The organism is Pseudomonas fluorescens (assembly GCF_001648775.1).
Classification (GTDB): Bacteria; Pseudomonadota; Gammaproteobacteria; order Pseudomonadales; family Pseudomonadaceae; genus Aquipseudomonas; species Aquipseudomonas fluorescens_M.
In genome coordinates, this window is the sequence record NZ_LVEJ01000018.1 from 180770 (window position 1) to 192044 (window position 11275).

At 59.6% G+C, this 11275-nt stretch carries 11 protein-coding genes; 6 read left to right on the plus strand and 5 right to left on the minus strand.

Translation table 11 applies throughout. The features are described from left to right. Positions 1-89: 89 nt before the first annotated feature. From A8O26_RS17060 to A8O26_RS17070, 3 genes are all read left to right on the plus strand, one after another. Positions 90-1082, plus strand: coding sequence for an NAD-dependent epimerase/dehydratase family protein (locus tag A8O26_RS17060; protein WP_064119027.1), 993 nt, complete (start codon positions 90-92; stop codon positions 1080-1082). 116 nt (positions 1083-1198) lie between these two features. Beyond that, positions 1199-2053, plus strand: coding sequence for a hypothetical protein (locus tag A8O26_RS17065; protein ID WP_064119028.1), 855 nt, complete (start codon positions 1199-1201; stop codon positions 2051-2053). 114 nt (positions 2054-2167) lie between these two features. Beyond that, the gene (locus A8O26_RS17070; protein ID WP_064119029.1) at positions 2168-3016 is read left to right on the plus strand and encodes a cache domain-containing protein; all 849 of its coding nucleotides are present in this window, start codon (positions 2168-2170) and stop codon (positions 3014-3016) included. Between the two features lie 124 nt (positions 3017-3140). On the opposite strand, the gene A8O26_RS17075 is transcribed toward A8O26_RS17070, so the two are convergent. Next, on the minus strand, positions 3141-4658 hold the full coding sequence (locus tag A8O26_RS17075; RefSeq protein ID WP_064119030.1) for an MDR family MFS transporter: 1518 nt from the start codon (positions 4656-4658) through the stop codon (positions 3141-3143). A 79-nt stretch (positions 4659-4737) separates the two neighbouring features. Further along, positions 4738-5922: a 4-hydroxybenzoate 3-monooxygenase gene (gene pobA / locus A8O26_RS17080; RefSeq protein ID WP_172828175.1), complete on the minus strand. Its 1185-nt coding sequence runs from the start codon at positions 5920-5922 to the stop codon at positions 4738-4740. A 187-nt stretch (positions 5923-6109) separates the two neighbouring features. On the opposite strand from pobA, the gene A8O26_RS17085 reads away from it, so the two are divergent. Further along, entirely contained in the window at positions 6110-6994 is an 885-nt protein-coding gene (locus A8O26_RS17085; protein ID WP_064119032.1) for a helix-turn-helix domain-containing protein, read from the plus strand. 134 nt (positions 6995-7128) lie between these two features. Here A8O26_RS17085 and A8O26_RS29970 read toward each other — a convergent pair whose 3' ends face one another. Together A8O26_RS29970 and A8O26_RS17090 are read right to left on the minus strand one after the other, a co-directional pair. Then, a complete protein-coding gene (locus tag A8O26_RS29970) occupies positions 7129-7305 on the minus strand; it encodes a hypothetical protein (RefSeq protein WP_008085463.1) in 177 nt (58 codons plus the stop codon). A 131-nt stretch (positions 7306-7436) separates the two neighbouring features. Beyond that, positions 7437-8342: a LysR family transcriptional regulator gene (locus A8O26_RS17090; protein ID WP_216637711.1), complete on the minus strand. Its 906-nt coding sequence runs from the start codon at positions 8340-8342 to the stop codon at positions 7437-7439. Between the two features lie 114 nt (positions 8343-8456). Here A8O26_RS17090 and A8O26_RS17095 point away from each other — a divergent pair, with 114 nt between their 5' ends. Continuing rightward, positions 8457-9335 carry an MBL fold metallo-hydrolase gene (locus A8O26_RS17095; protein WP_064119034.1) on the plus strand — a complete coding sequence of 293 codons (879 nt, stop codon included), beginning with the start codon at positions 8457-8459 and terminating at the stop codon, positions 9333-9335. Between the two features lie 46 nt (positions 9336-9381). Further along, on the plus strand, positions 9382-9996 hold the full coding sequence (locus A8O26_RS17100) for an NAD(P)-dependent oxidoreductase (RefSeq protein ID WP_064119035.1): 615 nt from the start codon (positions 9382-9384) through the stop codon (positions 9994-9996). 197 nt (positions 9997-10193) lie between these two features. Here A8O26_RS17100 and A8O26_RS17105 read toward each other — a convergent pair whose 3' ends face one another. Continuing rightward, positions 10194-11075 (minus strand): LysR substrate-binding domain-containing protein, encoded by an 882-nt coding sequence (locus tag A8O26_RS17105; protein WP_064119036.1) that lies wholly within the window; start codon positions 11073-11075, stop codon positions 10194-10196. Positions 11076-11275: the final 200 nt, after the last annotated feature.

Consider the following 11275-nt stretch of genomic DNA (forward strand, 5'->3'; position numbering starts at 1 on the left):
GCTGCAAGCGGCAAGTTGTGGGCTTGCGCACCGTTTTTACTTGCAGCTGGAGGCTTGATGCTTGCAGCTGCTTTTTGTTGGAGTTTTGCATGAAAATTCTGGTCACCGGCGCAAGCGGCTTCATTGGCGGACGCTTTGCGCGTTTCGCCCTGGAGCAGGGCCTGGACGTGCGGGTCAACGGTCGCCGGGCCGAGAGCGTCGAGCATCTGGTGCGCCGTGGTGCCGAATTTGTGCCCGGCGATCTGACCGATCCCGATCTGGTACGCGAACTGTGTGCCGACGTTGAGGCCGTGGTGCATTGTGCGGGTGCCGTCGGCCTGTGGGGGCGTTACCAGGACTTTCATCAGGGCAACGTGCAGGTCACCGAAAACGTCGTCGAAGCCTGCCTGAAGCAGCGCGTTCGGCGCCTGGTGCATCTCTCGTCGCCATCGATCTATTTCGATGGTCGCGATCACCTCAACCTCACCGAAGAACAGGTGCCCAAGCGCTTCAAACATCACTACGCCGCGACCAAGTACCTGGCTGAGCAAAAGGTCTTTGGGGCGCAGGAGTTCGGCCTCGAAACCATCGCGCTGCGCCCGCGTTTCGTCACCGGCGCCGGCGACATGAGCATCTTCCCGCGTCTGCTCAACATGCAGCGCAAAGGCCGGCTGGCGATCATCGGCAACGGCCTGAACAAAGTCGATTTCACCAGCGTGCAGAACCTCAACGAAGCGCTGCTCAGCAGTCTGCTTGCTGCCGGTTCCGCGCTGGGCAAGGCCTACAACATCAGCAACGGCGCGCCAGTGCCGCTGTGGGATGTGGTCAATTACGTGATGCGCAAGATGGACGTGCCGCAGGTCAGCAAATACCGTTCGTATGGCCTGGCCTACAGCGTCGCGGCGCTCAACGAAGGCGCGTGCAAGCTCTGGCCGGGGCGCCCGGAGCCAACCCTGTCGCGCCTGGGCATGCAGGTGATGAAAAAAAATTTCACCCTCGACATCAGCCGCGCCCGGCATTATCTGGACTACGATCCGAAAGTCAGCCTGTGGTCGGCGCTGGATGAGTTCTGCGTATGGTGGAAAGCTCAGGACATCCGCTGAAACGAATTGGCCGGCCGGCAATGAACCGCGTACCCGCTTGGGGGTCAATCCCTGCGGCTGCGGCGGTTATACTTCGCAGCATTTAGCCATCACCGCGTTTCACAAAGGTTGCCTCAATGTCCATGCGTAATGATGCCCACGACGATTTCGATGATGTCCCGAGCCTGCGTGCCGACACCTTCGACGACGATGACATTCCGACCACCGCCCGTACTTCCGTGCACTCGCGTACACCGCCGGTGGTCAAGGTCAAAGCCGCCAGCACCGGCCCGTTGTGGGCCTTGGTCGGCGCGTTGTTTTTCGCCTTCATCGGCCTCGCCTGGTGGAGCTTTCAGCAAATCTCGTTGATGGAGCAGCAACTGGTCGCCACCCAGGAAAGCTTTGCGCGGATCAGTGAAGAGGCGGCGGGGCGCTTGCAGGACATTTCCGGCAAGGTCGTGGCCAGTCAATCCAACGTCAGCAGCGACAGCGAAGCGCTGAAGCTGCAGATCAAACAGCTCGAAGGCAAGTTGCTCGACCAGAGCAAACAGCAGCAGGGCGTGGCCGGTCAGGCCAGCGATCTGGACAAGCGTCTGGCGCAGATGACCGCGCAGACCACCGAACAGCAGAACGCCAATACGCAGTTGCAGGCACAGGTCAAAGCCTTGAGCGCGGAGCTTGCGACGGTGAAGAGCACGCCGGCCGATACCAGCAAGGTCGACGCGCAGTTGAAAGCCTTCGATGCACAGTTCAAGAGCCTTGGTGCCGATATCGCGGCGTTGAAGAAACAGGGTAATCCGAGCGCTGCGATTGATCGTCTGGAGCAGGAAATCGTCGTGCTCAAAAGCGAGCAGGACAATCGTCCGGCTGCACCTCAGGGTGGCGGCAATACCGCCGAATTCGACGCCTTTCGTGGGCAGATGACCCGCAATATCAACACGCTGCAGGCACAGATCCAGAATTTGCAGCAGCAGATCAATTCCCGCCCATGAAGCTTTGTTGATCAGTGCAGGGGACTCTGTAATCCCCTGCATCATTCTGAATACTCGTACATCACCCCAAGCCGTCTACGCTCTTGAAACACCAACAAGAACGAGGGATGCGTCATGGGGTTTGTGCAAAAATTCGCCTGGCTCTGTTTGATGTTATTGGCCGGCCTTGGCCAGGCCAGCGCCGCCACCACCGCCAAGGATGACAGCCAGGCCGCCATCGCCTTGCTGGAGAAAGCACTCGCTTACTATCACGACAACGGCGACAAGGCGTTTGCCGCGTTCAGCCGCCAGGGCGAGTTTGTCGACAAGGATCGCTACGTCTTTGTGGTCGACACCAAAGGCGTGATGCTCGCCAGCGGCGGGCCTTCCTCAGCGTTGATCGGTCGTGATGTCAGCGAAGTGCTCGGCGCGGATTTGCAGAAAGCCTTCAAGGAGGCGTTGCGGGTGCCCGAGGGCAATGGCATCCAGCAGGCGGAATACCGCTGGCAGAATCAGGCCGACGGCAAGGTCGAGCGCAAGCACGTGTTTTATCAGCGCATCGGCCAGCGGATTCTGGCGGTCGGTTATTACTTGCCGCGAGCCTCGGCCGAGCAGGCCAAAGCCTTGCTCGACAAAGCGGCGACTGACCTGAGCAAGGACGAGAAGGGCACGTTGACGGCGATCAACTCGCTCAAGGGCGGCTATTTGCAGGATGACTTGTACGTGTTCGTGGTCGATCTGGACACGCAGCGCTACGTCGCTCACGGCACCAATCTGCGGTTGATCAACACCGACTTCGGCAAGGTCAAGGATCCGGAAGGCAAGCCGGTGGGCGAGCCGATTCTGGCGTTGATCGGCAAGCAGGATGAAGGTGAGTATGAATACCGCTGGAAGAACCCGGTGACCGGCAAGGTCGAGGACAAACACGCCTATCTGAAGAAGGCCGGGCATTTCCTTGTCGCCGTGGGTTACTACAGCCCTTGAGCGAAATACTTACCCATGTGGGAGCGAGCCTGCTCGCGAATGCGGCGTGTCATTAACGATGATGTCGTCTGACACACAGCTTTCGCGAGCAGGCTCGCTCCCACAGGGTTTTGTGGTGTTGCAGCTATTTTGCGCCGTGCTCACGCCCGCGCAGCAGGTTGTTCGGCATCGCAATCGCCGCCGCCAACCCCAGCAACGACACCGCCGCACTGACCCACAGCAAATGCCGGAACGTCACCAGCAATTCCGCCCGCAAGGCGTTCTGCGCATCCCCGGGAGCGGCGTTCAGACCATCGAGCAGGACGTTGCCCGAATGCCCCTCGCTCATCAGCGAACTGCTCGCCAAATGGGCGAAACTCGAATCCTGCAACAACGCCAGCAACAGCGCCGACATCAACGCCACACCCACCGCGCCGCCCAGCGAGCGGAACAGATTGGTGGTGCTGGTGGCCACGCCGATGTCGCGTTGTTCCACCGAGTTCTGCGTGCCGACCAGCGAAGTCGGAAACTGCATACCGCTGGAAATACCGCAGAGCAGCATGAACAAGCCGCTGATCAAGGTCGCCTCGGGCGGACTGAAGGCCATGCCGAGAATCGAGATCGGCATCAGCATCGCGCCGGTCAGAATCTGCGGTTTGTAGCGCCCGGTGATCGAAGTTCGACGGCCGGCGAAATACGCACCAATCGGCAACCCCATCGCCAACGGCAGCAAGTGCAACGCGGCACTGTCAGCCCCGGCACCGGTGACACTTTGAAAGCGCAGCGGCATCAGCACGATCAGCGAGATTGCCTGGAAACTGGTGAAGAAAATCGTGCACCAGCACAGCAAGGCGTTGCGGTTGGCGAACAGGTGCATCGGCAGCAACGGTTCGCGCGCCCGACGTTCGTGCCAGACAAACACCGCCAGCACCACCGCCGCGCCAGCGAACAAGCCGAGCACTTCGCTGCTGCGCCACGAATGACCCTGACCAACCTGAGTAATGCCCAACAGCAGGGCGGTCAGGCCGATGATCATCAGCAAGGTGCCAAGGTAATCGATGATCGGTTTACGCTGCGGAATCGGCAGCCCGCGCAAATTGCGTCGCGCCACCCAGTAAGCGCCAAGGCCCAGCGGCAGGTTGATCAGGAACACCCAGCGCCACGACAGGTATTCGGTCATGTAACCGCCGAGCACTGGCCCGGCGACACTGGCCACCGCATACATGCTGCTGAAGTAACCCTGATAACGCCCGCGTTCACGCGGCGGCACGATGTCGCCGATGATCGCCTGGCTCACCGAAATCATCCCGCCAGCGCCAATGCCCTGAAGGATCCGTGCCAGCACCAGTTGTTCCATGCTCTGCGCCATGCCGCAAAACAGCGAGGCGAGGGTGAACAGGCCCATGCCGAACAGCATCAGTTTGCGCCGCCCGTACAAGTCGCCGAGCTTGCCGTAGATCGGCACTGCCACGGTCATCGCCACCATGTACCCGGAAATCACCCAGGCCAGCAGGCTGACATCCTTGAACTGCGCAGAGATGGCCGGCATCGACACGGCGACGATGGTCTGGTCCAGCGCGCCGAGAAAGATCGCCATCATCAGCGCGACCAGCACGCTGCGAATGGCCGGTTTGGGCGTTTCGGGGTGATTGAGATTGGTCACGGGCGAGCCTGCGGGCAGTGATGGACCCGCGCGGCCATTGCGCGCGGGTGGATGCTCGCCAGTGTAAGTCGGTAGCAGGCTATTCGATAGCCTCATAAGGAAGTCCGACGTAATTTTCTGCAATGGTTTTTCGCCCTGCCTCTGAACTGACAAAGTAGTCCAGTTCCGAGGCGCTGATGCGCTGGCTGAAGTCATCGTGATCATCGAAACGATGCAGCATCGAGGTCATCCACCAGGAAAAACGCTCGGCCTTCCACACTCGGCGCAGGCAGATTTCCGAGTACTTCTCCAGCAGGTCAGTGCGCCCGTCGCGGTAAACCTTCAGCAGAATATTGAACAGCGTACTCACGTCACTGGCGGCCAGATTCAAGCCCTTGGCGCCGGTAGGCGGGACAATATGTGCGGCATCGCCGACCAGAAACATCCGTCCGTACTGCATCGGTTCCACGACAAAACTGCGCAGCGGCGCGATGCTTTTTTCAATCGACGGGCCAGTGACCAGTTTTTCGGCAAGCTCCACCGGCAAGCGATTTTTCAACTCATCCCAGAAGCGCTGATCGCTCCAGTCCTCGACGTTTTCATCGGCCGGCACTTGCAGGTAATAACGCGTGCGCGTTGCCGAACGCATGCTGCACAGGGCAAAGCCGCGTTCATGGCGGGCGTAGACCAATTCGTCATGCACCGGTGGCGTGTCGGCGAGAATCCCCAGCCAGCCAAATGGATAAACCCGCTCGAAGACTTTCAGGCATTCAGCCGGAATCGACTGGCGAGCGACGCCGTGGAAACCGTCGCAACCGGCGATGTAATCGCAATCGACACGCCAGGTTTCGCCGTCCTTTTCGAAGGTGACAAAGGCTTCGTCGCTTTTCATGCCGTGAGGAACGACATCGCGCGCCTGGTAAATCGTCGGCGCGCCAGCCTCCCGACGAGCGGCCATCAGGTCGCGAGTGACTTCAGTCTGACCGTAGATCATCACGGTCTTGCCGCCGGTCAACGCGTGCAGATCGATGTGCACCTGACGTCCGTCCAGGGCCAGATCGAAACCGCCGTGAACCAGCCCTTCGGCGTCCATGCGCTGACTCACGCCAGCCTGACGCAACAGCTCTACCATGCCCTGTTCAAGCACACCGGCGCGGATGCGGCCGAGGACATAATCGGGTGTCTGACGTTCGAGGATGAGGGTGTCGATGCCGGCGTTGTGCAACAACTGGCCGAGGAGTAAACCGGACGGACCGGCGCCGATAATGGCGACTTGAGTTTTCAGCGTTTTCATTGTTTTTATGACTCGCAAGCTTCACGCGGCTCAGACCGGTGAATGATTTTTATGGATCGAGTGCTTGCATTTTTCCCTTGCGGGTCTGTCAATTGAAGGTGAAAACTGAGCCGATACCTGTACATTCTGCCAATCGGTGCGATTATCGCCCACAACCCCTGAGGCCTGGATTGAAGTGATGAACAAGCCTGAGCTGCCTTCGATTCCAGTGTTCAAGCTCTACGGTGAAAGCCTGGACTGGCCAACCCCTGACTTGCTGCACTGTGAAACCATTTCCTCCCGCAGTCGCGAACATGAATGGGAAATCAAACCCCATCGCCACGCCGATTTGTGCCAGTTGCTCTTCGTCTTCAAAGGTCAGGCAGAGCTTGAGATCGAAGGACAGCGCACCCAGCTTCAGACCCCGGCCATTCAAGTTTTGCCGCCGTTATCGGTGCATGGCTTTCGTTTTTCCGAGGACGTGGAAGGCTTCATCGTTACCCTCGCCACCCCGCTGATCAAGCACTTGCAGGCGCAACTGGGCGATTCGGTACACGCGCTGGCCAGCGCGGACAACTACCCGGCCGCACAGGACGGCGATTACCTCAACAGCCTGTTCTCGGCGTTGCAGGCCGAATACAACGGTCATCAACCGGCGCGGGAAATGCTCATGCATTCGCTGGTCAGCGTGATCATGGTCTGGGTCAGCCGTCAGGCGCTGGTACGGCACAAAGCCAGTCAGCGCCCGCAACGTCAGCGCGAATACCTCAATGGTTTCATTCAACTGGTGGAGGAGACTTACCGTCAGCACGTCAAAGTCGAAGACCTGGCGCATCGGCTGGGGATTTCGGTGTCACACCTCAATGGCACGTGCCGTGAACTGGCGGGGCAACCGGCGTTGCAGATCATGCACGAGCGTCAGTTGCTGGAGGCCAAGCGCTTGCTGACTTACACCAGCATGACGATTTATGAGATGTCGGAGTTGTTGGGGTTTTCCGACCCGACCAACTTCACGCGGCTGTTTCGGCGCAGGGTGGGGATTTCGCCAAAAGCCTTCCGCGACAGTCTGAAGGCCGAACAGTAATTTCATAACCACCCTAAACAATGTGGGAGCGAGCTTGCTCGCGAAGCGGTGTATCAGCCGCCAGTAATGGCGATTGACACAAAGCATTCGCGAGCAAGCTCGCTCCCACAGGGGCGCATTCCAGCTCACTTACCTCAGCGCAACGCGTTCAGCGTGGCATTGTGCGGAATACACCGCTCGAAGTTACAGCTCGCGTACTCGCGCGGCAGCTGTCGCAGTTGCTCGACCCGCCAGGCCGCGGTGCCGTACAGCGCCAGCGTCGCGGCGCAGGTGATGAAAATCGCGAAGTACCTTCTTGTTTTGATGTTCATGGCGTAGACCTATGAACGACATACCCTGCGGTATTACTTTCAGCATAGGTCAGCGGCGGGGAGTTGCCAGCGAGTGCGCTTGAGGATTTAACCCGCCACTCAGCACATCGATAGCCACTGTGGGATCGGGTTTACAGGCCGATATCCCATTCGGGATTTTCGGGAAATCTGAGCACCAGAAAATCCAGCATGCTGCGCAACGCCGCCGGCATGTGTTTGCGCGAGGCGTACACCGCGTAGATGTTCATCTGCCGCGGCTCGGCATGGGGCAGCAGGCGCACCAGTTCACCGCTGTGAATATGCACCCCGGCCTGATAGGTCGGCAGCATCGCCACCCCCGCGCCGGCCAGTGTCGCGCGCAATAACGTACTGGCCTCGTTGGCGCTGATATTGCCCTGCACCGGCACCGACACCGGTTCGCCATTCTCCTCGAAATGCCACAAGCTCTTGCCGAAATACGAGTGCGTCAGGCAGTTGTGCCGACTCAATTCCTCGACCCGTTGTGGCGCCGGCTGTTCTTGCAGATACGCCGGCGCGGCGCAGACCACCGAGCGACAGACGGTCAGGCGCCGGGCGATCAGGTTGGGGTCCAGATCGTTACTGGTACGAATCGCCAGATCGATGCGCTCATCGACCAGATTTACCGTGCGATCGAGCATTTGCATATCGATGCTGACACCGGGATAGCGCTTGACGTAAGCCGCCATCGCATCGGCCAGTTGCGCCTGACCGAACGAGGTACTGACGCTGATCCGCAGCAAGCCGCGTGGCGCATCATGGGGTTCGCTGACGGCGGCTTGCATGTCGGTCGACAGTTCGAGCATCTGCCGACAGCGCGGCAGAATCTCACTGCCGGCGGCGGTCAGGCTCAACTTGCGCGTGGTGCGGTGCATCAGGCGGGCGCCGACCCAGTCTTCCAGCTCCGCCAGATAACGTGAAACCACCGGCCGTGAGAGGTCCAGATGATCGGCCGCAGCCGACTGACTGCCCAGATCCACCACGGTGACAAACACCCGCATTGCTTGGAGACGATCCATGATTTGCCCGCTTTCAGAAACAAACTATGTTCAAGCATCGCATTTTTTGTACTGAGTCAGGCAACTAAGCTCTGTCCCATCGCCAAGCACGGCATTCCGACACCGGAGCAACAGATGATCGGCTTCACCACACTCAAACGCGTTCTACTCGCCACCGCTTCCCTGGGTTTCGCTGCGCACGCCGCTGCTGCCAACCTGACTCTCGATGTCTACAACCCGGGGACTGACGCCATTTTTCCGGTGACTTCGGTGCTGGTCAGCGGCGAAAAAGACGCGATCCTCGTCGATGCGCAATTCGGCAAATCCCAGGCTGAACAGGTCGTGGAAAAAATCCGCGCCAGCGGCAAGCACCTGACCACCATTTACATCAGCCATGGTGACCCGGATTACTACTTCGGCCTCGACACCCTGACCCAGGCCTTCCCTGACGCCAAGGTGCTGGCTTCGCAGCCGACCGTTGACCACATCAACAAAACCGTCGCCGGCAAACTGGCCTTTTGGGGGCCGAAAATGGGCGCCGATGTGCCAGCGAAAACCATCGTGCCGGGCGTGCTCAAGGGCGACAGCCTGATGCTCGAAGGGCAGAAGTTGCAGGTAGTCGGCCTCGACGGCAAACAGCCGGATCGCAGCTTTGTGTGGATTCCGTCGCTCAAAGCCGTGGTCGGTGGCGTTGTCGTTGCCGAGAACATCCACGTGTGGATGGCCGACACCCAGACCGCGCAATCCCACGCCGACTGGCTGGAAACGTTGCACTCGATCGAAACCCTCAAGCCGAACACCGTGGTGCCGGGTCATTACCTCGGTAACAGCCGCCGTTCGTTGGCCAGCGTGAAATTCACCGCCGACTACATTAAGGCTTTCGACGTTGAAACCGCCAAGGCCAAAGACTCCACCGCACTGATCAACGCGATGAAAAAGCGCTACCCGAAACTGGGCGAAGAAAGCTCGCTGGAGCTGAGCGCGAAAGTCGCCAAGGGCGAAATGCAGTGGTAAGCCGATTCTGAAAAACGCAGCACTCTCAAGCCAACTGGAGAATGTCATGAGCAAGATCGCAATCATTGGTGCCACCGGCCGTGCCGGTAGCCAACTGCTGGAAGAAGCCCTGCGTCGCGGCCATAGCGTCACCGCTATCGCTCGCGATACCTCGAAGCTCGGCGCGCGTGCCGGTGTGGTCAGCAAGAATGTCGATGTGCTGGATTCGGCGGCGTTGCAAGACGCAGTGGCCGGTCACGATGTGGTGATCACCGCCGCGCATTTCGCCACTGTTCCTGCGAGCGCTATTGTCGGGCCAGTGAAGCAGGCGGGTGTGAAGCGCTTGCTGGTGGTGGGCGGTGCCGGTTCGTTGTTGCTGCCGGACGACACGCGAGTGATCGACAGTGCGGGTTTCCCGGCGGAGTACAAAGCTGAGGCCAGCGCCGGTGCGGCGTTTCTTGAGGCGTTGCGTCAGGAGCAGGCGCTGGACTGGACCTTTCTGTCGCCGTCGGCGGAGTTTGTTGAAGGTGAGCGCACGGGTAGTTTCCGTGTCGGCCAGGATCACTTGCTGGTGAGCGCTGAAGGGCGTAGCTGGATTACCTTTGCCGATTACGCGATTGCGCTGATCGATGAAGTGGAAACGCCGAAGCATTCGCGTCAGCGGTTTACTGTCGGGTATTGAATTAAAGCTTTCCCCTCACCCCAGCCCTCTCCCGGAGGGAGAGGGGGCCGACCGAGTTGTTTGGCGCTGTACATCGACCTGAGTGATCGAGTCGATTATGGATTCAACACAGTAATTTCACGTCGGCGTATTTCTAGAGCATCCCCCAATCAGTCCCCTCTCCCTCTGGGAGAGGGTTAGGGTGAGGGAAAAAAGTCTCAGCGCAAATGCGCCTGCTCAACCAGCCAGATCATCAGCTCTTCCAACTGCGGCGAGGGCTCGGTTCCCGCAGGCACCACGACGAAATACGCCAATCCCGTCTTCACCTTCAATTCAAACGGCATCACCAGCCGCCCGGCGCGCAGGTCATCGCCGATCAACGACCAATCGCCAATCGCCACCCCCGTCCCATGCGACGCCATCGACATCGCCTGATCCAGCGTTTCGAAATGCTGGCCCATGTTGACGTTATCCAACTGCAAATCGGCCGCCGTCAGCCACACCTTCCAGTCCTGAGTGTCGCGAGTCGGGTGCAGCAATAAATGCTGTTGCAGATCGGCCGGGTCGGACAGTTCCGGCGGGCCTTTCAACAATGCCGGTGAGCAGACCGGGGTCAGTTGTTCATCGAACAGATGCAGCGCGGTCGACGAGTTGTCCGGTGGCGTTCCATAGATCACCGCCGCATCGAATGGCTCACGCTGGAAGTCCACGCCATGGGCCAACGTGGTGGTCAGTTTGACCGGCACATCCGGGCGCTCCTTTTGCCATTGCAGCAGGCGGGGCACCAGCCAGCGCATCACACAACTGGGGGCCTTGAGTTGCAGGGTTTCACGCTTGAGACCGATCTGCTCGGTGGCCTCGGTGATCAGGCCGAAGACCTTCTCCACTCGCGGCAGCCACTCACGACCTTCAGCCGTCAGCTCCAGACCACGGGCCAGACGGATGAACAATTCATACCCCAGATGATCCTCCAGCCCGGCGATCTGCCGGCTCACCGCGCCTTGGGTGATGTGCAACTGCTCGGCCGCCCGGGTGAAGTTGCAGCACTGCGCGGTGATCAGAAACGTATGCAGGGCGGGCAGGGGAGGCAGTCGTTTCATGTGGATCCAAGGTATGACGTGAGGACATGGCTAGTATGACTTTTAATCGATTGTTGCCGCTACCTGCCGACCGTTCAATGAGCCCATGTTCAGGTCATGTGGGGGCGAGCCTGCTCGCGAAGGCTGTATCACATTCAGCATTGATGTTGGCTGATCCAGCGCTTTCGCGAGCAGGCTCGCTCCCACAAGGGATCTGTGTT